The organism is Bradyrhizobium sp. UFLA06-24 (assembly GCF_054967145.1).
Genome location: NZ_JADFUE010000001.1, coordinates 191763 through 216638 on the forward strand (window position 1 = coordinate 191763; position 24876 = coordinate 216638).

The 24876-nt window shown below is 64.1% G+C and carries 19 protein-coding genes and 1 pseudogene; 14 read left to right on the forward strand and 6 right to left on the reverse strand.

What is annotated here, in order from left to right; translation table 11 throughout:
* The first annotated feature begins 442 nt into the window (after window positions 1-442).
* Entirely contained in the window at window positions 443-2782 is a 2340-nt protein-coding gene (locus IF809_RS00865; RefSeq protein ID WP_462836582.1) for a hypothetical protein, read from the forward strand.
* Window positions 2775-4076: a calcium-binding protein gene (locus IF809_RS00870; RefSeq protein ID WP_462836583.1), complete on the forward strand. Its 1302-nt coding sequence runs from the start codon at window positions 2775-2777 to the stop codon at window positions 4074-4076. Before IF809_RS00865 ends, IF809_RS00870 begins: the two co-directional genes overlap by 8 nt.
* Before the next feature lie 170 nt (window positions 4077-4246).
* Here the strand turns inward: IF809_RS00870 and IF809_RS00875 are convergent, their stop codons facing one another.
* Complete coding sequence (locus tag IF809_RS00875) at window positions 4247-4990, reverse strand: SDR family NAD(P)-dependent oxidoreductase (RefSeq protein ID WP_128969421.1); 744 nt, start codon at window positions 4988-4990, stop codon at window positions 4247-4249.
* 143 nt (window positions 4991-5133) lie between these two features.
* On the opposite strand from IF809_RS00875, the gene IF809_RS00880 reads away from it, so the two are divergent.
* From IF809_RS00880 to IF809_RS00905, 6 genes and pseudogenes are all read left to right on the forward strand, one after another.
* On the forward strand, window positions 5134-5904 hold the full coding sequence (locus tag IF809_RS00880) for a methyltransferase domain-containing protein (protein ID WP_128967593.1): 771 nt from the start codon (window positions 5134-5136) through the stop codon (window positions 5902-5904).
* A gap of 216 nt (window positions 5905-6120) precedes the next feature.
* On the forward strand, window positions 6121-7122 hold the full coding sequence (locus tag IF809_RS00885; RefSeq protein ID WP_462836584.1) for a DctP family TRAP transporter solute-binding subunit: 1002 nt from the start codon (window positions 6121-6123) through the stop codon (window positions 7120-7122).
* Between the two features lie 278 nt (window positions 7123-7400).
* Window positions 7401-7724 (forward strand): annotated as a pseudogene (locus tag IF809_RS00890) (TRAP transporter small permease); the annotation flags it as partial.
* A gap of 243 nt (window positions 7725-7967) precedes the next feature.
* A complete protein-coding gene (locus tag IF809_RS00895; RefSeq protein WP_308421656.1) occupies window positions 7968-9251 on the forward strand; it encodes a TRAP transporter large permease in 1284 nt (427 codons plus the stop codon).
* Window positions 9252-9375: 124 nt separating this feature from the next.
* Window positions 9376-10533 carry a diguanylate cyclase domain-containing protein gene (locus tag IF809_RS00900; protein WP_462836585.1) on the forward strand — a complete coding sequence of 386 codons (1158 nt, stop codon included), beginning with the start codon at window positions 9376-9378 and terminating at the stop codon, window positions 10531-10533.
* 71 nt (window positions 10534-10604) lie between these two features.
* A complete protein-coding gene (locus tag IF809_RS00905; protein ID WP_462836586.1) occupies window positions 10605-12539 on the forward strand; it encodes an alkyl/aryl-sulfatase in 1935 nt (644 codons plus the stop codon).
* Window positions 12540-12734: 195 nt separating this feature from the next.
* Here IF809_RS00905 and IF809_RS00910 read toward each other — a convergent pair whose 3' ends face one another.
* Window positions 12735-13805, reverse strand: coding sequence for a glycosyltransferase family 4 protein (locus IF809_RS00910; protein WP_128967590.1), 1071 nt, complete (start codon window positions 13803-13805; stop codon window positions 12735-12737).
* A 262-nt stretch (window positions 13806-14067) separates the two neighbouring features.
* On the opposite strand from IF809_RS00910, the gene IF809_RS00915 reads away from it, so the two are divergent.
* From IF809_RS00915 to IF809_RS00930, 4 genes are read left to right on the forward strand one after another with little or no spacing between them, the layout of a single operon-like run.
* The gene (locus IF809_RS00915) at window positions 14068-15831 is read left to right on the forward strand and encodes an ABC transporter ATP-binding protein (protein ID WP_462836587.1); all 1764 of its coding nucleotides are present in this window, start codon (window positions 14068-14070) and stop codon (window positions 15829-15831) included.
* A 58-nt stretch (window positions 15832-15889) separates the two neighbouring features.
* Window positions 15890-18094: an amylo-alpha-1,6-glucosidase gene (locus IF809_RS00920; RefSeq protein WP_462836588.1), complete on the forward strand. Its 2205-nt coding sequence runs from the start codon at window positions 15890-15892 to the stop codon at window positions 18092-18094.
* A 19-nt stretch (window positions 18095-18113) separates the two neighbouring features.
* Entirely contained in the window at window positions 18114-18635 is a 522-nt protein-coding gene (locus IF809_RS00925) for a PRC-barrel domain-containing protein (RefSeq protein ID WP_462836589.1), read from the forward strand.
* Window positions 18636-18657: 22 nt separating this feature from the next.
* The gene (locus IF809_RS00930) at window positions 18658-19971 is read left to right on the forward strand and encodes an MFS transporter (RefSeq protein WP_462836590.1); all 1314 of its coding nucleotides are present in this window, start codon (window positions 18658-18660) and stop codon (window positions 19969-19971) included.
* A gap of 40 nt (window positions 19972-20011) precedes the next feature.
* On the opposite strand, the gene IF809_RS00935 is transcribed toward IF809_RS00930, so the two are convergent.
* Window positions 20012-20710 (reverse strand): helix-turn-helix domain-containing protein, encoded by a 699-nt coding sequence (locus IF809_RS00935; protein WP_164938813.1) that lies wholly within the window; start codon window positions 20708-20710, stop codon window positions 20012-20014.
* A gap of 212 nt (window positions 20711-20922) precedes the next feature.
* On the opposite strand from IF809_RS00935, the gene IF809_RS00940 reads away from it, so the two are divergent.
* Entirely contained in the window at window positions 20923-21177 is a 255-nt protein-coding gene (locus tag IF809_RS00940; RefSeq protein ID WP_128967585.1) for a hypothetical protein, read from the forward strand.
* Window positions 21178-21189: 12 nt separating this feature from the next.
* On the opposite strand, the gene IF809_RS00945 is transcribed toward IF809_RS00940, so the two are convergent.
* From IF809_RS00945 to fixL, 3 genes are all read right to left on the reverse strand, one after another.
* Window positions 21190-21606, reverse strand: coding sequence for a response regulator (locus tag IF809_RS00945; protein WP_462836591.1), 417 nt, complete (start codon window positions 21604-21606; stop codon window positions 21190-21192).
* 71 nt (window positions 21607-21677) lie between these two features.
* Window positions 21678-22295, reverse strand: a complete 618-nt coding sequence (gene fixJ, locus IF809_RS00950; protein WP_128967583.1) for a response regulator FixJ — start codon at window positions 22293-22295, stop codon at window positions 21678-21680.
* 3 nt (window positions 22296-22298) lie between these two features.
* Entirely contained in the window at window positions 22299-23816 is a 1518-nt protein-coding gene (gene fixL, locus IF809_RS00955; RefSeq protein ID WP_462836592.1) for a sensor protein FixL, read from the reverse strand.
* A 201-nt stretch (window positions 23817-24017) separates the two neighbouring features.
* Between fixL and IF809_RS00960 the strand changes: the two genes are divergently transcribed.
* Window positions 24018-24848, forward strand: a complete 831-nt coding sequence (locus IF809_RS00960; RefSeq protein ID WP_462836593.1) for a universal stress protein — start codon at window positions 24018-24020, stop codon at window positions 24846-24848.
* Window positions 24849-24876 lie beyond the last annotated feature (28 nt).

Genomic DNA, 24876 nt, shown 5'->3' on the forward strand with positions numbered 1-24876 from the left:
CGCGCGTTTTCTTTCGCTCTCGAAGCAGGAACTCGAAAACAACCCCATGCACAGTAGAAGCCCCGTTGATCGACAAGGGATTTTCCATCCGAACCGGATTCGACCCGCGTCGCTCCGGCAAGGTTGACACGTCGGGCAAAACACCGGCACGATGTCACCATGGCGGCGATGCGCATGACGGCGCGACCACCTTTCCCGTTTTCACTCTTTCACCCGATGCCGCTGCGTCATGCTGTTGATAAATTCATCCAGCAATATGCACGCGCATACACGTCACGATTTTCAATAGCTAAGAATCGCGCGAGCATCCGTTTCAAACTTCGGTGAAAGATATCGGTTGCTTGACAGTCATTCTGAACTGCCGCAGTTTTAGGTTGAATGACCTTCGAATGATTTTGCTTTGCTCGTTTGATTTTCCAGGCACCAAACGCGGAGCATTCAGATGACGGTTGTTCCTCCCGCCAGTGGAGTTACGCTCCATAATGGCGATACGATGGATGTCAGCTACGGCGCTTCCGTCGACAGCACGACGATCCTGACTGGCGGCTTGCAGACGGTCGGCGGATCTTTCGGAACGAGTACGGCGACCCACACCCTCATCGATGGTGGAGAGCAGGACGTTATCCTTGACGGCGTCGCCAGCTATACCACCATCGACGCAGGCGGCGTGCAGCGTGTCACTGGCCAATTCGCCCATGAAGGTCCGACGCCCGGGGCGGTCGATCACACCACGATCAATAGCGGCGGCGAGCAGGATATCGATACGGGCACCGCAACGGCGACCACGGTCAATTCCGGCGGCGTCCAGAACGTGACGAAGGGCGGGAGCGCCGGCGGCACGATCGTCATGTCCGGCGGTGTTCTCAACGTATCCGGTGAAACCATAGACATCGCCCCCGTCTATCCACCGCCGGTGATTCCAAGCGTTGCGACCGGTGCAACCGTCAACTACGGAGGCGAATTCAACGTCACCGGCGGCGGGACCGCCGTGAACGCAACCGTCAACGGCGGCGTGATGACGGTCTCGGGATCGATACCGGATCCGTTCGCCAATGTTCCCGGTCAGCCGGCCGTCGACGCCAGCATGGCGACCGGCACCATTGTCGAAGGTTTTGGACTGCTGACGGTATCGAACGGAGCCTTGGTATCAGGAACAATGCTCCAGAATTTCGGCAAGATGAACGTGGATGCCGGTGGCACAGCGAGCGACACGACGGTCAATTACGGCACAATGCAACTGTCTGCCGGCGCCACGGCGACCAACACGACCGTCAGTCAATTCGGCGTTTTCATTGTGCTGGGGAACGCCCATTTTTCCGGGACGGTCTTCAACGCCGGCAGCACCTTCGAAATCGGCGACGGTACGATTGAAGGCGGGTTTACTGTCGCGAACGGGGCGACGCTGGACGTTTTGAACGGGGGTATCCTCAATGACAGCATCGTCGCCGCGGGGGGAACACTGTTCGCCGAAGCCGGCGCGACGCTATCCCATACGACGTTCCAAAGCGGGGCAACCTTCGTTGCCGACTATGGCTACACCGAAGACGGCTTCACCGTAGCGAACGGCATATTGTTCAAGGTGTTCGGCACTGCCACGAACACCACGATATCGGCCGGCGGCAAGCAACTCGTCGGCGAATACGATCTGGGTGGAGTCGCCAGCCACACGATCATCAATGGCGGCGAACAGGATGTCGGACTGCAGTCCACCGCGAGCTACACGACCATCAACGCAGGCGGGCTTCAGCGCGTCACCGGCGTTTACATCCACGATTTGCCTGGGCCGGGGCGGGCCGATCACACCACCATCAACAATGGCGGCGAGCAAGACGTCGATACCGGCATCGTCACGTCGACCACCGTCAATGCCGGCGGCGTTCAGAATCTCACGAACGGCGGAATTGCAAGCAATACGATCGTCAAATCTGGCGGCGTCCTCAATGCATCGGGAGAAACCGTCTATCATTCGCCCGGAGGCATGTACGCCGCCGTCATCAGAAGCGAAGTCGATTCAGCTGTCGTCGACAGCGGCGGGCAATTGCACTTGACCGGGGCGGGGATCGCCAAGAACACCACGATCGATGGTGGCGTGATGACGGTGTCGGGATCGATTCCTGATCCCGTAACCGACGACCCAAACGCACCGGCGGTCGATGCCAGCGCGGCGAGCGGGACCATCCTCAATTCAGGAAGCCTCTCCGTCTCCGAGGGCGGCATCATTACCTCCACGACCCTGAACGGCGGCACGCTCGATGTGCTCAATCGGGGCACCGCGAACGCTTCGAACCATTCATCTTGGGGCCTCGGAGTTCGTGGAGACCGGCGGCATTGTCGGTGCGACCACGATCGCCGGCGGCATGCTCGACCTCAAGGCGGGCGCGATCTCCGACGATGCGATCACCTTCTCCGGACAAGGCACACTCAAGCTCGAGCAGAGGCTGACGTCGGGTGCGGCGACCTTTGTCAGCGAGATCAAGAGCGTCTCGCTCGGCGACCGGATCGATCTTTCCGGGCTGTCCTATACCAGCCGCGCAACGGCGACCATATCCGGCTCGAAACTCACGGTCAGCAACGGCATGGCCAGCGAGACTTTAACGCTGGCGGATACCTCGGTCACGCATTTCGGGATCACGAAGGACGGCGCCGGCGGCATTCTGCTGACGGCCGCCGCTCTGCCGACCATCGCGGGAGCCATATCCGGGCAAACCACCAGCAACGAGGCTGCGATCAATCCGTTCGCAGCCGTCACGATCACAGATCCGAACGCAGGGGCAATGGATAGTCTGATCATCACCCTCGCGGGCGCGGCTGGTAGCCTGTCCGGGGCAGGATTGATCTCGCTCGGAAGCGAGACCTACGAACTGGCGGCGACCAGTGCGGCCCAGCTGACCGCCGAGCTGCACGACCTCACCTTCGTCGCTTCGCCTCACGGAGACGGCAGCGCGACGACCACGTTCACGCTGAGCGACACCAGCAGCGTCGGCCTGACTGTCAACGATATCAACACCTCCGTCATAGACACGCATCAGGCCGGTCCCACTGTGATCAACGGTCCGGCATCCGGCTACGCGACCATTCAGGGCACGACGGGCAACGACATCATCCACGCCTATGGCATGTTCAATGTCATCCACAGCAATGGCGGCAACGACACGATCTATGCCGGACTGTACGGGACGGTCGATGTGTCGAGCGGCGATAGCGCCGTCCATCTGGAGGGTTTCGGCAACCGCGTCACAGGTGGCGACGGCAACATCACGGTGACGGGATCGACAGGCGCCACCATGATGACGCTCGGGAACGGCAACAACGCCATCGACGCCGGCGGATACGGTGACTACATCACGCTGGGCAACGGCAACAATGTTGTTCATCCGGGCGACGGCGCCAGCACAACGATAGGCGGCAACGGCAACGACCAGGTGACGCTTTCCGGGTTTGGCAATACGGTCATACTTGGGAACGGAAACGATCTCGTCACGGGCGGAGGCGGCGCCAACAGCGTCACGCTCGGCGATGGCAACAACACCGTCAATCTCGGCGGGATGGTCAACCAGATCACCGTCGGTTCAGGGACAAACACCATCGTCGCCGGCAACGGGGCGGACAGCGTCGTCGCCGGCGCCGGCCACGACACGATCACACTGGGTGGAGCCGGCAACCACGTGGTGCTCAACGGCTCCCAGGCGACCGTGACGAACCAGATTGGCCTGGACGTCGTGACGGCCAATGGCGGATCGGACCAGTTCAACTTCGTCGGGTTCGGCAACCAGGCGATCATCAATGGCCCGGCCCATGTCGTCATCAACGATCACAGCACGGGCCTGATCGTCGCTGTCAATTCCGGCAACCAGATCGATACGATCTCCGGATTTGGCAATGACGTGTCGGGCGTCGTCGATCTTGCGAACGGCGTCGGCAATTACCATTCCGTTGCCGATATCATGAGCGCGCTGAGGGGCGATGGGCATGGCGGGACCGTGCTGGCCCTGGGCAGTGCGCCGAACGCGGGGGCCATCGATTTCGTCGACACCGCGATCAGCCAATTGCACGCGTCGAACTTTGTGATCGTGTAGTTGCGAAGCCGGGATCACCATGCCCGTGATGTATCGCGCCACCGGGTGGAGCCAGATCTCGTAGGGTGGCGTGCCCACTATTGGCAATGAGGATAAAGATCGTGGGCACGGCGCGCGAAAGCGCGCCTTTGCCCACGCGACGGCACCGAGCGGGTTGGGGGCGTCGTTAGCTAGAACTGATACCTTCTCAACCCGCCATCCACCGGGATCACCGTGCCCGTGATGTAGCGCGCCACCGGCGACGCCAGGAACACCGCGAGGGCGGCGAGGTCCTCCGGCTCGCCCCAATAGCCGACCGGAATCTCCTCCTCGGCAAAACGCTCGCGATAATCCTCAGGATAGTTGCGCCGGATCTGCTCGCTCATGATGCGGCCGGGCGGGATGCAGTTGATGGTGATGCCGTGCTCGCCGATCTCGCGCGACAGGCCCTTGGCCCAGGCATGCACGGCGGCCTTTGCCGCAAAGGCGGCATTGAGGCCTTCCGGCTCGGACTTGCCGGTGATGTTGACGATGCGGCCCCATTTGCGTTCGATCATCTGCGGCAAGAGCGCATGTGCGATGCGGCGGTAGCTGGTGAAGTTCAGCGCGATCGCCTCGTCCCATTTGCTGTCGGGCGCATCGACGGGGAGAGGGCGGCTGCCGCCGGCATTGTTGATGAGGATGTCGACATGACCGAGCTGCTTCAGCGCGAAAGCGGTGATCCTCTCCGCGGCGTCCTTGGCCATCACGTCCTGCTCGAACGGGGTGATCAGGCCGCCTCCGACCTCCTTCACCAGCTCTGCGAGCAGCTCGGTGCGTCGGGCCACGCCGACGACGCGGACGCCTTCGGCTGCCAGGCCCTTGGCGATGGCACGGCCGATGCCGATGCTCGCGCCGGTGACGACAGCGGTTTTCGATTTCAGGCCGAGGTCCATGGTCACACGCTCTCTTGGTGGTTCTTGCTTTTTGCTTTCGTTTCCCGCTCGCCTCGCAGGCTTTGCGAATTGCCTGGGCGGGACGAGCAGTGGTAACCAAGAGCGACAGTGAAGGAAACACCAAAAAGAAAAGGCGTAGGCCGATGGTCTGGGATCCGCAGCAATATCTGAAATTCTCCGGCCACCGGCTTCGGCCCGCCGTGGACCTGCTGATGCGAATTCCGGATGTCGGTCCGCGCACGATCGCCGATCTCGGCGCGGGCGCCGGCAACGTGACAAAACTGATCAAGGAGCGCTGGCCGTCTGCGGCGGTGACCGGCGTCGAGGGCTCCGCCGAGATGGTTGCCGCCGGACGCAAAGCCGCGCCCGATGTGGAATGGTCACATGAAGACCTCGGCCACTGGCATCCCGCAAAGCAATACGACATCGTCTATTCCAATGCCGCACTGCACTGGCTGCCCAATCATGCGGCACTATTTCCCTCGGTCATGGAGAAGGTCGCACCCGGCGGGATCCTTGCCGTGCAGATGCCGCGCAACTTCCTGGCGCCATCGCATGTCCTGATCGGCGAGACCGCCCTGGACGGACCGTGGCGATCCAAGCTCGAACACCTCGTCACGCCGCCCCCGGTCGAGGGACCGGCCTTCTATCACGACGTGCTCGCGCCGCTGTCCCAGAATATCGATATCTGGGAGACCGAATATCTTCAGGTGCTGGAAGGCGAAAATCCTGTGAAGGAATGGACCAAGGGCACCTGGCTGACGCGCTATCTCGACGTGCTCGAGGGCGACGAGAAGGTTGCGTTCGAAACGGCCTACGGGATGCGGGTTGCAAAGGCGTATCCGAAGAATGCGGCGGGGCAGACCCTGTTCCCGTTCCGGCGGCTGTTCATGGTCGCCCAGCGCAAAGGTTAACAACCTTCGGCAATGCGACATAAGCGCTCGCTTCCTCGCGGGCGAGCGAACGCCGGGTTGCGCATGCGACCGCCGTCAAGCTAGCCTGCCTGCGGCATAGCTTCGCTGTGGCAAATTGGGCTTAGGTCTAGTTGTTCGGGGTCCGGATTGCTGCCACTACTGAAATCCTAAAAACAAAAAAGAATCCGGTTTCCTAGGTTGTTGGGGAGGTCCTTCATGCGCAAACTGCTCTTTGCGGCCGCTGCGGCGGCGTTCGCTCTGGCTCCGGCCGTTGCCCAGGCCCAGAGCCCGATCATCATCAAGTTCAGCCATGTCGTCGCCAACGACACTCCGAAGGGCAAGGGCGCGCTGAAGTTCAAGGAGCTTGCCGAGAAGTACACCGACGGCAAGGTGAAGGTCGAAGTCTATCCGAACTCCTCCCTCTACAAGGACAAGGAAGAGATCGAGGCGCTGCAGCTCGGCTCGGTGCAGATGCTGGCACCCTCGACGGCGAAATTCGCCCCGCTCGGGATCAAGGAATTCGAGGCGCTCGATCTGCCCTGGCTGTTCAAGGACGAGGCGACCTATTCCGCCGCGATGAAGGGCACCGTCGGCAAGTGGCTGTTCCAGAAGCTGGAGACCAAGGGCATCACCGGGCTCGCCTATTGGGACAACGGTTTCCACATGGTGTCCTCGAACCGTCCGCTGATCAAGCCGGAGGATTTCAAGGGCCTGAAATTCCGCATCTCCGGATCCAAGATCGCCGACCAATACTTCCGCCTGATGGGGTCGATCCCGCAGATCATGGCGTTCTCGGAAGTCTACCAGGCGCTGCAGACCGGCGTGGTCGACGGCTGCGAGAATACGGCGTCGAACTATCTGACGCAGAAGTTCTACGAGGTGCAGAAGGACATCACCGTGTCCTATCATGCGCATCTGCAGTACGCCGTCATCGTCAATTCGAAATTCTGGTCGGGCCTGCCGGCTGATATCCGCACCCAGCTCGAGAAGGCGATGGCGGACGCAACCGACTACACCAACCAGATCGCGCACCAGGAGAACGAGGACGCGCTGGCCGAGATCAAGAAGTCCGGCAAGACCACGCTGCACTATCTGACCGACGCCGACCGCAAGGCCTGGCAGGAGGCGATGCAGCCGACCTACAAATGGGCCAAGGGCCGGGTCGGGCAGGAGGTGCTCGATCTCGTTGCCAAGGAACTCGACGTCAAGATGAACTGACGCGTTGTCCGGGAGAACAAGACGAACGGTCGGGAGTGCATGCACTCCCGGCCGTTTCGTATCGATAGGGGGACTTTGATTTGCTTCGCCTGCTCAACCAGGCGCTCAACCATCTCGAAGAATGGTTGATCGCGACGCTCATTGCCGCTGCAACCGGACTGATCTTCATCGCCGTCGTGCACCGTTACGGTGCGGGCGAATCGATCAACCTCGCGCGATGGGCGACCGCACACGGAATGCCCTGGCTGGCGTCGCTCGCGATGGCCGTGTTCACCTTCATGTCCGAGCTGGACCTGTCGTGGGCGCAGGAGCTCTGCATCTACATGTTCATCTGGATGGCGAAGTTCGGCGCGGCCTATGGCGTGCGGACCGGCATCCATGTCGGCGTCGATCTGCTCGTCAACCGCCTGCCGGAGCATTCGCGCAAGCACGTCATCCTGTTCGCGCTGCTCTGCGGCGCGCTGTTCACCGGCATGATCGCCGCCTTCGGCGCCTCCTTCGTGGGCGAGATGTTCCACACCGGGCAGCAATCCAACGATCTGGAAGCGCCGATGTGGTTCGTCTATCTGGCGATCCCGCTCGGCTCCGGCCTGATGTGCTTCCGCTTCCTCCAGGTCTCCTGGTTCTATTTCTGGACCGGCGATCTGCCGCATCACGACGAGACCCATGTCGAGGGCGTCCAGGCCGACGTCTCGCCGGCGCTGCATCCGCAGCCCGCGGGCGCGGCGACGAAAGCGGCGTCGCGAAAGGTCTCGCCGCTCGGCGTGATCCTGATCCTGACGCCGATCCTGATCTTCATGCTCTGTCTCGCCGAGAAAACCGGCTTCATCGTGCTGCCGCACTGGATGCGCGCGGCAACCGTGTTCGCACTGCTGATCGCGCTGATGCTGACCGGCATTCCGGTCTCGATCGCGCTCGGCCTCACCGTGATGACGTTCCTGTTCACGTTGACCGCGGTGCCGATCGAAGCGGTCTCGATGAAGCTCTTCACCGGCATCGAAGGCTTCGAGATCATGGCGATCCCGTTCTTCATCCTCGCCGGCAACTTCCTCACCCATGGCGGCGTCGCGCGGCGCATGATCAACTTCGCGACCTCGCTGATCGGGCACTGGCACGGCGGTCTCGGGCTTGCCGGCATCGTCGCTTGCGCGATGTTCGCTCTGGTGTGCGGCTCGAGCGTGGCGACGGTCGCCGCGATCGGCGCCATCGTGCTGCCGGAGATGGTCCGCCACGGCTATCCGATGCGTTTCGGCGCCGGCATCATCACGGTCGCGGGCTCGCTCGGGATCTTGATGCTGCCGTCGATCCCGAAGATCGTCTACGCGGTCTCGACCAATACCTCGATCGGCGCGTTGTTCGTCGCCGGCCTGTTGCCCGGCATCCTGCTCACCACCATGCTCTGCATCGTCACCTGGTGGCTGGCGCGCAAGCGCGACTATCCCCGGCTGACGAAGGCAACCTGGGCGGAAACCGTTCACGCCTTCCGCGAGAGTGTCTGGGGCCTGATGCTGGTCGTCATCATCATCGGCGGCATCTACAGCGGGCTGTTCACCGCGACCGAGGCGGCGGCAATGGCCGCGGTCTATTCGTTCTTCATCTCGGTGTTCGTCTACAAGGCGATCGGGATGAAGGACGTGCCGCGGGTGCTGCTCCGCGCCGCCAACACCAGCGCGATGCTGCTCTACATCGTCACCAACGCGGTGCTGTTCTCCTTCGTGCTCTCCAACGAGAACCTGCCGGCGACGCTCGCCGACTGGATCGCGGCGCAGAACCTCGGCTGGGTCGGCTTCCTGCTGCTGGTCAACGTGCTGCTGCTGCTCGCCGGCAACTTCATGGAGCCGAACTCGATCATCCTGATCATGGCGCCGATCCTGGCGCCGGCGGCCAAGAAGCTCGGCATCGACCTCGTCCATTTCGGCATCGTCATGGACGTCAACATGGAGGTCGGCCTCTGCCATCCCCCTGTGGGCCTCAACCTCTACGTCGCATCGATGATCGCGCGAATGCGCATCACGGATCTCGCGGGAGCGGTGATGCCGTGGCTGCTCACCATGCTCGGCTTCCTCGTCATCGTGACCTATTGGCCCGACCTGACGCTCTGGCTGCCGCGGGTGCTTGGGATGCACTAGCCGGGTTTGCGACGGCGGCTGATGGCTAATGTCGGGTAAACCGGCTTGCTCAAATACCGTCGCGCTGCAACGCACGCATTTTACGGATGTGCGGTAGGACCATGCCAGCGAGATGGATGCTGACATGTTGTTCAACAGAATGGAAACCGGACGGGCGTCGATCTCCGACGCCGTCTATATGGAAGTCATCACGGGCCTTCACGGCACGACGATGCCCAACATTCTTGCCGCCGCTGGTTTGGCCATGGTCGGCGCCATCACGACTTACGAGACCGGAGACGGGGTGGCGGCGGTCCTGACGGTCGCTGGAATCGTGGTCACCATCGTTCGTCTGATCGAGATTTTTGCGTTCCGCCGCCGCCTTTCGCGTTCGCCGCAGCTCGGTCGGGCGGAAGCGGCGATCTGGGAGCGGCGCTATGTGGCGGGCACCGTCGCGACGGCCCTGGTGCTCGGCGTGTTTGCCGCGCGCAGCATCGTGCTGGGTGATGCGCTCTGCTCCGTGATGGCGATCGGCATCGGCTTCGGCTTTGGTGCCGGCGTGGTGGCACGGCTGGCGCTGCGGCCTGTCGCGGCACTGCTCGATCTCATCGCCATCGCCGCGCCTGCCGCGATCGTGACCTTCATGCAGCCTGATCTGCGCCATGTCGGGCTCGGGCTTCTCATTCTGATGTATGTGGTCGCGAGCTTCGAGATGGTGCGGCTGAGCTTCAATGCTTCGATCAATCAGATCACGTTGAAGCGGCAGTACGAGCAGCTGTCGCGCCTGGATCCGATGACGGGCGTGGCCAATCGTCTGGTGCTTGCGGCGGATCTGCCCGCCATGCTCGCGGCCGGGACGATCGCCGTCCATACGCTCGACCTCGACCGCTTCAAGGAGGCGAACGACAAGTTCGGCCACCCCGTCGGTGACGCGCTGCTGAAGCACGTCGCCGGGCGGCTGAAAGCGATCGCTGCGTCCGACGACCTCGTGGTCCGGATGGGCGGCGACGAATTCGTCGTGGTGCAGCGCGCGGCGGCTGACGCGGAAGCGATGGCAGGCCGTATCGTGCAGGCGATCAGCGCGCCCTATGACGTCGCTGGACACGCGATCGAACTCGGCGTGAGCGTCGGCGTTGCCGTCGCGCCGGGCGACGGCCGGACTGCAGAGGCGCTATTGTCGCGCTCCGATAGGGCGCTCTACCGCGCCAAGGAGAGCCGCGGCGGCTACGTGCTGGCGCGGCAGCTGCGCACGCCTGACCCGACCGCAGCCGGCCAGCTCAGCGCCGAAGGACTGGCGGCATAAGGAACGGTTGGAACCGCAATCGAGATGCGGTTAGATGTCTCCCCAAACGAGACGCGCCGGGGAGAGGCCATATGAGCAGCATTGAAGCAGCTGACACGCCGAAGGATGCAACGCCGTCCGTGATTGCGCAGCATCAGGCGATGCTGAAGGCGCTGCCGTTTTCCGATACGCGGGATTTCGATGATGCCGCGCGCGGCTTCCTCGGCACGATCGAGCAGGCGAAGATCACGAATCCACAGGGGCGGACGGTCTGGAGCCTCGAGCCCTATGGCTTTCTGTCGGCTGAAGAGGCGCCGCCGACGGTCAATCCCAGCCTGTGGCGGCAGTCGCGGCTCAACATGCAGCACGGCCTGTTCGAGGTCGTGCCGGGCGTCTACCAGGTGCGCGGGCTCGACATCGCCAACATGACGCTGATCGAGGGCGACAGCGGTGTCATCGTGGTCGACACCCTGACCTCGATCGAGGGCGCGCGCGCCGCGCTCGATCTGTATTTCAAGCACCGCGGCCTCAAGCCGGTCGCGGCGGTGATCTTCACTCACACCCACACCGACCATTGGGGCGGGGCGCGCGGCGTGCTGGAGGAGGATGCGCTCGCCACGGGCCGCGTGCCGATCATCGCGCCTGATCTGTTCATGGAGCATGCTGTCTCCGAGAACATCATCGCGGGACCTGCGATGCTGCGCCGGGCGCAGTACCAGTTCGGGCCGTTCCTCGCCAAGGGGGTACGCGGGCAGGTCGATTGCGGCCTCGGCAAGACCATGGCGGCGGGCGCGGTCGCGTTGCTGCGACCGACCGACCTGATCATGGCAACCGGCGACAAGCGCGTGATCGACGGCGTCGAGTTCGAATTCCAGATGGCGCCGAACAGCGAAGCGCCGGCGGAGATGCACTTCTTCCTGCCGCGCTACAAGCTCTTGAACCTCGCCGAGAACTGCACGCATAATTTCCACAACTTGCTGCCGTTCCGCGGCGCCGACGTGCGCGACGCGCTGGCCTGGTCGAAGTATCTGGGCGAAGCGCTGCAGCTGTGGGGCGGCAAGGCCGAGGCGATGTGCGGCCAGCATCACTGGCCGGTGTGGGGCCGCGAGCGCATCGACGCCATGATCCGCGAGCAGCGCGACCTCTACAAGTTCGCGCACGACCAGACCATCCGGCTGATGAATCACGGGCTGAACGCGGCCGAGATCGCCGAGACGATCCAGCTGCCGAAGAGCCTCGAAGGCGCCTGGCACGGCCGCGGCTATTACGGCCATATCAGGCACAACGTGAAAGCGATCTACCAGAAATATCTCGGCTGGTACGACGCCAACCCGGTCAATCTCGATCCGTTGCCGCCGGTGGCGGCAGGCAAGAAATATGTCGAATACATGGGCGGCGCGGATGCGATCCTCGCGCGGGCGCGCGCGGATTTCGACAGGGGCGAATTCCGCTTCGTGGCGCAGGCGCTTGGCCATCTCGTCTTCGCCGAGCCCGATCATGGGGCGGCGCGGAGCCTGCTGGCCGATACGCTGGAACAGCTCGGTTACGCCGCCGAGAGCTCGACCTGGCGCAATGCCTATCTGTTCGGCGCCCAGGAGCTGCGGCAGGGCATGCCGAAGACGCCGCCGCGCCCGCCGATGCCGCGCGAGACGTTGGCCGCACTGCGCACCTCGCAGCTCTGGGACGTGCTCGGCATCCGCCTCAACGGCCCGAAGGCGGAAGGCAAGCGCATCGTGCTGAACTGGCGTTTTTCGGACACTGGCGAGACATTCGTGCTCAACCTCGAGAACTGCGCGCTCACCTATACCGAAGGCGTGCAGGCCGAAAACGCCGACGCCAGCTTTACGCTGGCGCGCGCGACGCTGGACGAAGTGATCGCGAAGCTGACGAGCTTTCCGGAAGCCGTCGCCGCCGGCAAGGTCAAGCTGTCGGGCAATCCGATGAAGCTCGCCGAGCTGATGGGGCTGATGGACGAATTCCCGCGGATGTTCGAGATCGTGGAGCCGAAGCGGGCGGTGGTGGTGTAGGGGGCGTTCCTCGCTCCGACCCCCGTCATTGCGAGGAGCTCTTGCGACGAAGCAATCCGACGAAGCAATCCAGAGCCTCCGCGAGACGGCCTGGATTGCTTCGCTACGCTCGCAATGACCTGTTGATAGAGTGGGGCTCAAAACGTCTATGGCCGGGACGAGCCCGGCCAGGACGCGCGCAGTCCTGTGGAGCCCTTACTCCGCGCTGCTCACCAGCTTGATCCGCGGCGCCTGCTCTTCCGCGAGGCTGCGATAGGCGGCCAGATAGTCCAGCGCCATCCGCCGCGCGGTGAAGCGCTTCTCGAACTGCTTGCGGATGGCCGTGCGGTCGAGCTGTGCCAGGCGGTTGACCACGCCGGCGGCGCTGAGGACGTCTTCGACCACGAAGCCGGTGAGGCCCTCGTCGATGATCTCAGGAACCGAGCCGCGATTGAAGGCCACGACCGGTGTGCCGCAGGCCATGGACTCGATCATCACGAGGCCGAAGGGCTCAGGCCAGTCGATCGGCAGCAACAGACCGAGCGCCCCGCTCAGGAAGTCCGACTTCTCGTGATCGCCGATCTCGCCGATGAAATCCACCAGCGGATTGTTATCGATCATCGGCTTGATCAGCTCGTCGTAGTAATCCTGGTCGGCCCTGTCGACCTTCGCCGCGATCTTCAGCGGGATGCCGCAATGGGTCGCGATCTTGATGGCGCGGTCGACGCCTTTTTCCGGGGCGATGCGGCCGAGCACGGCAAGGTATTCCTGTTTTGCGGGCTTTGGCGTCAGCAGGTTCTCGGGAAGCCCATGGTAGATGGTCGACACCCAGTTTGCCTGCGGCACCGGCCGCCGCTGCGCATTTGAGATCGAGATGACGGGCATCTTGGAGAAGGTGTTGAAGACGGGCTGATGTTCCGGCAGGTCGAGCCGGCCGTGCAGCGTAGTCAGGAACGGCGTCGGCTGCCGGTAGAACAGCGACCACGGATAATAGTCGAGATGGAAGTGAACGAAATCGAACTGCTCGTCGTCGCATTTCTGCCGCACGCGCTCCAGCAGCACCATGTGCAGCGCGTTCGGATCGCGCACCGAGCCGTCGAGCCGGAGCGCCCGCGGCCATAGCGCGTCCAGCTTCGCGGACGTCTGCGAATCGCCGCTGGCGAACAGCGTCACGTCGTGTCCGAGCGCAACCAGCTCTTCCGTCAACCAATGCACCACCCGCTCGGTGCCGCCGTACAGCTTGGGTGGAACAGCCTCCGTCAACGGAGCTACCTGCGCGATGCGCATCTCACCATCTCCTCTGCGATCATGTGGTTGAAACCCCCGCCGTGTATCGGGCACCGGCATGCCGACAAGGGAACGTTCCCGCAGTTGCGAAGTTCCTTATCCCGAACGTTACTTCTTCGACACAGTGCAGCTGCCATCACCTCTTCTCACATCGTCCGCATCCGCATGTCGTGATGAACTTGCCCGGGAACCGAGGCGAAGCGGTCGATGTTCAGTCGGCTTAAGAGAAAACTGAAGTCATCACGACGGGGTCGGTAGTCACATGGATCATCTTTCGAGATACGCGCGCAGACCATTTGCCTTTGTGTTGCGCTATCTGCGGCATCGGCTGGCGTCGCATCTGGTGATCCTGGGCGCTGTCGTCGCCGCGGTTGCCTGCTCCGTAGGCACGCAGTACGGCGTCAAATCTCTTGTCGACAGTTTGTCTGCAGGAACTTCGCATGGCGGCAGCGTATGGCTGGCATTCATTCTGCTCATGTCGCTGATCGCCGCCGACAATTTTCTGTGGCGGATCGCGAGCTGGACCGCGAGCTTCACCTTCGTTCGTGTCACGGGCGATTTACGTCGTGACATATTTCGTCATCTGACCGGACACGCGCCGAGCTACTTCTCGGACCGGATGCCGGGCATGCTGACCAGCCGCATCACGGCGACATCGAACGCGGTGTTCACCGTCGAGAACATGTTCGTCTGGAACGTGTTGCCGCCGTGTATCGCCACAATTGCGGCGATCATGCTGATCGGAACCGTCAGCCCGTACATGGCGGCAGGCCTGATCGTGGTCGCCGGCGGGATGGTGATCGCGATGTTCCGTCTGGCGGCGGCCGGCAAGCCGCTGCATGACGATTTCGCCGACAAGGCGGCGGTCGTGGACGGCGAAATGATCGACGTCATCAGCAACATGCCGCTGGTCCGCGCCTTCTGCGGCATCGGCCACGAGCATGAGCGGTTCGATGCGACCGTGAACCGGGAACTCACGGCCCGCGGGCGCAGCCTGCGCTATCTCGAGAAGCTGCGGCTCACTCATGCCGCCGTGACCGTCGTCCTGACGGTGGCACTGATGGCCTGGGCGATCACGCTGTGGCAGCAGGGCGAGGCCACCACCGGCGATGTCGTGCTGGTCTGCACGCTGGGCCTTTCCATCCTCAACGCGACGCGCGATCTCGCGGTGGCGCTGGTCGACGTCACCCAGCACGTGGCGCGTCTGACCGAGGCGATCGCCACGCTCCTGGTGCCGCACGAGCTGCGCGATCACCCCGAGGCCGAGCCGCTGGTCAAGAGCGGCGCCGCGATCGCGTTCAATAACGTCACCTTCGGCTACCCCGGCGGGGAGAAGATCTTCGAGCGCTTCAGCCTGCGCCTGCAGCCGGGCCAGCGCGTTGGTCTGGTCGGCCAATCCGGCGGCGGCAAGTCGACCCTGTTCACGCTGCTGCAGCGCTTCTACGACGTGGACGAGGGCAGCATCACCATCGATGGTCAGGACATCTCCATGGTGACCCAGCTGAGCCTGCGCGAGGCGATCTCCGTGGTGCCGCAGGACATTTCCCTGTTCCACCGCTCCATCCGCGAGAACATCCGCTACGGCCGGCCCAACGCGACCGACGACGAGGTGCTCCGCGCCGCGATCGCGGCGCGCTGCGATTTCATCGACAGCCTGCCCGAAGGTCTCGACACCATGGTCGGCGACCGCGGCGTGAAAATGTCCGGCGGCCAGCGCCAGCGTATCGCGATCGCACGCGCCTTCCTGAAGGATGCGCCGATCCTGCTGCTCGACGAGGCCACCGCCGCGCTCGACAGCGAATCCGAGGAGGCGATCCGCGAGGCGCTGAGCCGCCTGATGCGCGGCCGCACCGTGATCGCGATCGCGCATCGGCTGGCGACGCTGCGCAATTTCGATCGCGTGGTCGTGCTGAAGAACGGCAAGATCATCGAGGACGGCGCGCCCGACCGCCTGATGCAGGGCCACGGTCCGTACCGTGAGCTGGTGACCCAGGAAATGAGCCGGCTCGCGAAGTTCGCCGCGTAACACAAACTGTCGCGTTTGCGTTGGTCGCGTTCGAAATCAAGACGCAGGGGAGCAGCTCATGGCAGCCGAAGCCGTCACCAAGATCATTTCGGTATCGCAGACGGTGGAGTCCGTCGCGGAGCAGGCCTTCTACATTCCGATGACGGGCCCCGCCGCGCGGCCGCGGCGGTCGCTCAAGCACGACGACACCTTCATCGTTCTCGACAGCCATGGCGACATCGGCGCCTCGGCCGGCGGGCCCGACGGTCTGTTCAACCATGACACGCGCTATCTGGCGCGGCTGGAGCTCGTGCTCGACGATCTGCAGCCGTTGTTGCTCGGGTCCAACCTGCGCGACGACAATTCGGGATTGACGGTCGATCTCACCAATCCCGACATCTATCGCGAGGACCGTCTCGTCCTGCAGAAGGACCTGCTGCACATCGTGCGTACGATCTTCCTGTGGCGCGGCACGGCGTATCAGCGCATCGGGCTGCAGAACCACGGCGAGCAGCGCGCAAGCTTCGAGCTGACGCTGCTGTTCGACAATGATTTTGCCGATCTGTTCGAAGTGCGCGGTGAGCGACGGCCTCGCCGCGGGACCGGCACCAGCAAGCTGCTCGGACCGACCGACGTGCTGTTCGAATATCGCGGCCTCGACGACACCGAGCGCACCACCGGCCTGCATTTCGATCCGCGTCCGACGCGGCTCTCGGTCAATGCCGCGACCTGGCAGCTCGAGCTGGATCCGCACGAGGCCAAATCGCTGTTCGTCGCCGTCTCCTGCAACCGGCCGGTCGGCGAAAAGCCGGCGCGCTTCTTCAGGGGATTGCTCGCCCATCGCCGCGAGATGCGGCAGTCCACCAACGGGGCGGCGAGCATCGAGACCTCCAACAACATCTTCAACGAGGTGCTGTGCCAGGCCATGGCGGACCTCAACATGCTGATGACGGAAACGCCGCAGGGGCGCTATCCTTATGCCGGCATTCCCTGGTACTCGACGACGTTCGGCCGCGACGGGTTGATCACCGCGCTTCAGATGTTGTGGGTCGATCCGCGGGTCGCCAAGGGCGTGCTGCGGCGGCTCGCGCATTTCCAGGCCAAGGCGGTCGATCCGCTCGCCGATGCCGCGCCAGGAAAGATCCTGCACGAGATGCGCGGCGGCGAGATGGCGGCGCTGCGCGAGGTGCCGTTCTCGCAATATTACGGCAGCGTGGATTCGACCGCCGTGTTCGTCCTGCTTGCCGGTCGCTATTTCGAGCGCACCGGTGACGAGCAGACGCTGATCGAACTGTGGCCGGCGATCGAGGCGGGGCTTGCCTGGATCGACGGTCCCGGCGACCCCGACCAGGACGGTTTCGTCGAATACCAGCGCGCCACCGAAAAGGGCCTCGCCAACCAGGGTTGGAAGGATTCCTACGACGCGATCTTTCACGCCGACGGCAAGCTTGCGGAAGGCAATATCGCGCTTGCGGAAGTCCAGGGTTATGTCTACGCCGCCAAGCAGCTCGCCGCGCGATGTGCATTGAAGCTCGGCAAGCCCGATCTCGCCGGCAAGCTCGAGGCGGAAGCCAAGGCGCTGGCCGAACGCTTCGAACAGGCGTTCTGGTGCGAAGAGCTCGGTACCTACGCGCTCGCGCTCGACGGCAACAAGCGCCGGTGTGAGGTCCGCACCTCGAATGCCGGGCAGGTGCTGTTCAGCGGCATGATCCGCCAGGACCGCGCCCGCCTCGTTGCCGCCGATCTGATGCGCCCGCACTTCTTCTCGGGCTGGGGCATCCGCACCGTCGCGCGCGGCGAGGTGCGCTACAATCCGATGTCGTATCACGACGGATCGATCTGGCCGCACGACAACGCGCTCATCGCGCTCGGGCTCGCGCATTACGGGCTGAAGCACTCGGTCGCGCACGTGTTCAAGGGCCTGTTCGATGCCGCAACCTATATGGATCTGCGCCGGCTGCCGGAATTGTTCTGCGGCTTCCGCCGCGAGAAGCGGCGCGGTCCGACGCTTTATCCGGTCGCCTGCGCGCCGCAGGCCTGGGCCAGCGCGACGCCGTTCACGCTGCTGGAAGCGGCGCTCGGCATCGAGTTCGACGTCCCGCGTTGCGAGATTCGCCTGCGCAATCCGCATCTGCCGGCGTTCCTGAACGAGGTCATCCTGCGCGATCTGTGCCTCGGCGAATCCAGCGTCGATTTGCGCGTCAGCCGCCACGGCCACGATGTGGCGCTGGAGGTTCTGCGCACGCGCGGCCGTATCCAGGTGTCGATCGTGCTGGCGCATTAGCGGCCGGCAAGGAGGGGTCATGCGTACCGGCAGATGGTTGATCCTGAGTGTGGCGATCGTCGCGGGTGCGACGGTGGCCGTATCGCGGGCCGCTGAGGAACAGCCCGCGGCGACGACCGAGGCGAACGCGCCTCCGACGGTTCACCCGCCGGCATCGGTCGTTCCCGTGACGCCGAAGGACGCCGCGCCGCCGCCCTCGGTGACGATCATCGGCGCCAGCGACGCCCACGGTGTGCTCGGACGCGATGTGCGTAGTGCTGCCGACGAGGACATGGGCCGCATCGTCGACGTCATCGTCGATCGCGAGGGTCATGTCCGCGCCGCCGTGATCGATTTCGGCGGTTTCCTCGGGGTCGGCAGCCGCAAGATCGTGGTGGACTGGAATGCGCTGCGTTTCGGCAAGATCGCCAACAAGAAGGACAGCATCACGCTGGAATTGACCAAGGCGCAGGTCGCGGCCGCGCCGGAATACAAGGAAGACACGCCGATGGTCGTGCTGGGGGCGTCCGGCAGTCTTCAACCGCTGCAAGCCATCCAGTGAGATGCGGGAGGGCTGACCGCCTGTGCTCTTGTCGAGGAAGCCTGATCATGAGAAGCGCGAGGGACGCGTTGAACAGGACAACGTCGCCGCGCCCATGCTTGCGGGCGTTCCGGCGCCGTCGCGCCGCAGCCTGCGCGGTCTCGACTGGTTCATCTTCTTCCTCGCCGACGTGCAGACCGGCTTCGGTCCGTTCATCGCCGTTTATTTGACCACGCAGAAATGGACGCAAGTCGAGATCGGCTTCGTGCTGTCGATCGGCGGCATCGTCGCGCTGATCGGGCAGATGCCGGGCGGCGCCATCATCGATGCCGCGAGATCCGAGCGGCTGGTCGCCGCGCTTGCGATCGCGACCATCGGCTGCTGCGCGCTGGCCTATGCGGCGATGCCGGTCTTTGCCGTGGTGGTGACCGCGGCCACGCTGCATGCGGCGGCGAGCTGCGTCCTGGGGCCGGCGATCGCGGCGATCAGCCTTGGCCTCGTCGGTCCGCTCGCGATCGGCGAGCGGCTCGGCCGCAACGCCCGCTTTGCCTCGCTCGGCAACGGCGTCGCCGCTGCGGTGATGGGGACGGCGGGATATCTTCTCTCGAGCCGCTCGGTGTTCCTGGTCACCTTCCTGCTCGCGATCCCGACCCTGATCGCGCTGTCGCGCATCCGCGAGGAGGAGGTCGACATTGCGCGCTGCCACGGCGAGATGCCGCGCGAGGCGCCTGTTCCTGGCGATACCAATATCTGGCACCTGATTCGGCAGCGCCCGCTGATCGTTTTTGCGTTGAGCGTGTTGCTGTTGCAGCTCGCCAACGCCTCGATGATGCCCCTGATGGCAAGCGCGGTGACGGCGCGCTCGAGCCAGTGGGCGACGGTGCTGGTGGCTTTTTGCATCGTCGTGCCGCAGGCCATTGTCGCGCTGCTGTCGCCCTCGGTCGGACGCAAGGCGCAACTCTGGGGCCGCCGTCCGTTGCTGCTGATCGGCTTCGGCGCGCTGGCGATTCGCGGCGTGCTGTTTGCGACCGTGCGCGATCCCTATCTGCTGGTAATGGTGCAGGTGTTCGACGGCATCACTGCGGCCGTATTCGCGGTGATGATTCCCCTGATCGTCGCCGATGTCGCCTTCGGCAGCGGGCACTTCAACCTGGCGCAGGGCATCGTCGGCACCGCGACCGGGATCGGCGCCTCCCTGAGCACCGCGCTCGGCGGCTATGTCAGCGACAAGTTCGGCAATGCCACCGCCTTCTTCGGCCTCGCAGGCATTGCTGCGACCGGGCTGCTGCTGATCCTCTTCGTGATGCCGGAAACGCGGCGCACGGGCTTGATCGCCGCAAAAGAAATGGCCGGCTGAACGAATTCAGCCGGCCAAGTTGGTAGGGAGGACGAAAAGATCAGGCGTCGAGATTGTGCAGGCGCTGGCGGTTGCGCAGCACGATCTGGCGGGCGCCGGAGAAGCCGAGAATGCCTTGGGCATGGAGCTGCGACAGCGCGCGCGAGACGGTTTCGAGGGTGAGGCCGAGATAGTCACCGATGTCGCGGCGGCACATCGGCAGCGCCATCATGCCGGCAACGGCGAGGCGGCGGTCCATTTCGAGCAGGAAGGTCGCAACCCGCTCCATCGCGGTCTTGCGGCCAAGCAGCAGCATGTGGTCTTCGGCGTGGCGCAGCTCGCCGGCCGTCATGGCCCAGAGCTTGCGGGCGACCTGCACGTCGGTGCCGGCGGCCTTCTCGAGGCTCCCGCGCTTCACCAGGCGCACAGTCGTGTCGATGATGGCTTCAGCGGCGAGGCGATGGCTGGTGCCGGATTCGAGGCCGAACACGTCGCCGGCAAGATGGAAGGCGCCGATCTGGCGGCGGCCGTCGGAGAGGAGCTTGTAGGTGCGAACGGCGCCGGAGACGACCTGATAGACGTATTCGGCCGGCTCGTCTTCACCGTAGATCTCCTCGTCCTTTCGGTAGGAGAACTCGGTGGCGACCAGGCCGACATGGCCGGTGATTGCGCCGAACTGGTCCGAGACGGGATGGGCGGGGGCAATCTTGCCACCGATTTGGGTGTTGATCGCCTGGGTGTTGAACGTCTGGGTCAGCATCTGCGCCATCTCCGTTGTGATGGCGCTTTCCTACGCGGTATCCGGGGCATCGAAAATTTCGCGAGATATCTTAAGGGGGGTTACCTACGTACTATCCCGGAGGTCCCCGCGGGCTGAAAATACCGCTGTTCTCACACTTCGGTGTCCGGGAAATATCGGCCCTCCAACGCAGGTCTGGTCATCGGAAGCCTTCTCTCCAACGGAGACGCCCGATGACGTCGAAATCGATTCCGCCTGTTCTGGCTGCGCTGTTGCTTGCGCTGCTGCCGGACATGTCAGCGACAGCCCGGCCTCGAATCAACACCATCCACAGCTACCCGCATTCGAGCCCGATCGAGGGCCGGCAGATCGCGGCTCCGCCCTGGAGCGCCGCCTGCATGACGGATCACGGCCCAAGCGAGTGCGGCGAGCCGATGTGGATTTATGGTCCTCGCAGCGAGATCGCGCAGTACAGAAGCGCGTTCTGAGGCCGGCTCCGGTTACCGCGATCGGTCCTGGATGGCGCGGCGGATGCGTTTGATCAGGTTTTCGTCGAGAAGCGGCTTCAGGATCACGTCCTTGACGCCTGCTGCCGCCGCCCGGGCCGAGATGTTGCCGTCGGGATAGCCGGTGATCAGGATCACCGGGGTGTCGCCGTTGGACAGACGCAGCCGGCCAGCAAGATCGATGCCGTTGATGTCGGGCATCTTGTAGTCGATCACGAAGCAATCCGCCTCGGGCGCACCGCTGGCGTTGAGCAGCGCCGTGCCATTCCTGAAGGTCCGCACGGCGAAGCCGTCGGTTTCCAGCAGGAATCGAAGGGATCCCAACACGGCAGCGTCATCGTCGACCACAAAGACGGTGGGCTTTGTGGTGGGGGACGACAGCTGCTCAGGGGGCGCGCTGATCTCAATCATGCTGATTGGCTAGCACGGCGCCCGGGAACGGCTTTGACCTGCCTCAATTGGATTTGCCCAATCCGATTGCTTCAGTCCTTCAGCATGCCGGCGCGCATCGCCAGCCGCACCAGCTCCGACAGGCTATTGGCCTGCATCTTGGTCATGACGTTAGCCCGGTAGACCTCGATGGTCCGGGGGCTGATGTCGTATTCGCGGGCGATCAGCTTGTTGGAGAGGCCGGCGATCAGCCCTTCCATGACCTGGCGTTCTCTGGGACTCAAGGACGCGACCCGGGCGGCGATGTCCTGGGCGACGGCCTCGCTCTTGGCCGCCGGCTCGGCCTGTCGGAGCGCCAGCTCGATCATGGCGGTGAGACGATCGTCCTCGAACGGCTTTTCGAGGAAGTCGACCGCCCCGAGCTTCATCGCCTCGACCGCCAGCGGCACGTCGCCATGACCGGTCATGATCAGGATCGGGAACGGGCTTTGCTGCGCCTTCATGCGCTTCAGGAGCTCGATGCCGTCGAGCCCCGGCATGCGGACGTCGGAGACGACGCAGCCGAAGGCAAGGCCCGGCAGGGCCTCGAGGAAGGCCTGTGCGTCGTCGAACAGCGTGACGCCGAAGCCTGCGGAATCCAGCAGGAAGTTAAGCGAATCCCGCATCGCGGCGTCGTCGTCGATGACGTAGATATGTCCCTTGGTCGTCATGAATCAGGTCTCGTCCGTTGCCGGCAAGGTGAAGCGAAAGGTTGCTCCGCCCGATGCGTTGTTCTCGGCCCACATCCTTCCGCCGTGAGCCTCGATGATCGAGCGGCTGATGGACAGTCCCACGCCCATGCCGGTTTCCTTGGTGGTGAAGAAGGTCTGAAAGAGGTTTGGAAGCACGTCGCTCTGGAACCCGGCGCCGGTGTCTGAGACCTCGACCTCGATCATGCCGTCGGCGATGCGGGTGTTGGCGACGACGAGCTCGCGCCGCGGCGACTGCGCCATCGCTTCCAGCGCGTTGCGGAAGAGATTGACCAGTACCTGCTGGATCTGCACCCGGTCGGCGAGGACGAGATCGGCGCCGGGATCGAGGCTGAAGCGAAGCTGCACGTTCTGTTCGCGCGCGCCGGCGAGCCCGAGCGCGCCGGCCTCCTCGATCAGTTTGGAGAGGCTCTCGACCCGCTTCTCCGATTCGCCGCGGGAGACGAAATCGCGCAGCCGCCGGATGATCTGCCCGGCGCGCAAGGCCTGCTCGGCCGCGCGGTCAAGCGCGCTTTCGACCTTCGGCGTGTTCGGATCGACGCTGCCGGCGAGGAGGCGCCGCGACCCTTTCATGTAATTGCTGATTGCCGCCAGCGGCTGGTTGAGCTCGTGGGCCAGCGCCGAGGCCATTTCGCCCATCGCCGTCAGCCGCGAAACGTGCACCAGCTCGGATTGCAGCTCCTGGAGCCGCGCCTGGGTCTGTTGGTGCTCGGTAAGATCGCGGACGAAGCCGGTGAAATAGGGCTCGCCGCCAGACTGCATCTCGCCGATCGACAGGTGCATCGGAAAGGTGGTCCCGTCGCGCCGCTTGCCGGTCACGATGCGGCCGATGCCGATGATGTGCGGATCGTTGGTGGTGCGATAGCGCGCAATGTAGCTGTCGTGGCGGCTACGGTCCGGCTCCGGCATCAGGATGCTGACGTTCTTGCCGATCGCCTCCTGTTCGGACCAGCCGAACAGGCGCTCGGCGGCCGTGCTGAACAGCTGCATGATGCCCCGGCCGTCGATGACGATCATGGCGTCGGGAATGGTCTGAAGAATGGACCGGAGGTGGGTCTCGCGGGTGCGCAGCGCTTCCTCGACCTGCTTCTCCTTGTCGATATCGAGGAGGATTCCGCTGAGATGGCGGGCAAGGCCGGCCTCATCCCTGATCAGGCCGGCGCGAGCCCTGATCCATTTGCCCCGGTCGGATGTTCCTGCAATCCGGAAGGAAACGTCGAATCCGCCGCCATGCTCGGTGACCTGTTTGATGGCGCTCTCGACCCGTTCACGGTCCGCAGGCTCGAGCCGCGACAGGAAGACGTCGTAGCTTGCCGGCTGGCCCCGCTCGATACCGAGCAGGATCCGCGCGGTTTCCGACCATTCCAGTTCGCGCGTCGAGAGGTCGAGATCCCAGGTACCGACGCCGAATCCCTCGATTCGGACCCGGAAATGCTCGCCGCGATGGTCGTCCGGCGGGTGCGTTACACGGGTCGGCGACAAGCGATGCTCCTCTTCTGATGCGGTTGGCTCCGGATGCGGTTACCGCTGGCCGCAATGTCGCCCAAGCCCGGCCCGGAGGCAAGGTCCGTCGTCTGACGCCGGCTGGCGTCGCGCGCGGCAGGCCGGCGATTGATCTATCTCATCTCCCGGCGCGGGGGCAGGCGTACAATTTGCTTAGATTGATTGCCTTGGAGGATCCACATGACATACGCGACCGTGATGGTCAGCTTGGCGCTGGATCAGCCGAACAACGCACGCCTCGAGGTCGCGGGCGAGCTTGCCGAGCGATTCGAGGCTGATATCATCGGAATCGCCGCGGCGCGCTTCGCCCCGCCGCTCTATTTCACTGACGGCATCGCGGCCCAGCGACTGATCGACCAGGAAGAGGGCTCCGTCAAACGGCGCCTCGCCGATCTGGAGGCGCAATTCCGTGCCGCGACCAGGACGCGCAGCGCGCGTGCGGAATGGCGAAGCGCCATGGATTTTCCCGCACGCTACGTCCTGGCGCAGGCACGCTGCGCCGACATCATCGTCAGCGGCGGGCAGAGCCCTGTTTTCTCCGACGCCTTTTCGCTGGTCAGCCCCAGGGATCTGGTGATGCAGACCGGCCGACCGCTCTTGGTCGTCCCCGACCGGATCAACTGGCTCGATTCGCGCAGCGTGCTGGTGGCCTGGAAGGACACGCCGGAGGCGCGACGGGCCGTGGCCGATGCGCTGCCGCTGCTGCGCAAGGCCAGGGACGTCGTCATCGCCGAGATTCCGGAAAAGGACGATGACCGCTCGGCCGTGATGACCCATGTCAGCGACGTCGCCGCCTGGCTCGCCCGCCACGGTGTCACCGCGACCGCGCGCGTCCCGGAAGCCGGGAACGAGACCGCCGCCGTGCAATTGGAGAGGGTCGCCGACGATGTCGGCGCCGGTCTGATCGTCGCCGGTGCCTACGGTCATTCCCGCTTCCGCGAACTCGTTCTCGGCGGCGTCACTGAATATCTGGTCACGCAAACCGCCCGCTGCGTGCTGCTGTCGCACTGACGGGAAGACCGGCAGACAAGAATTGATG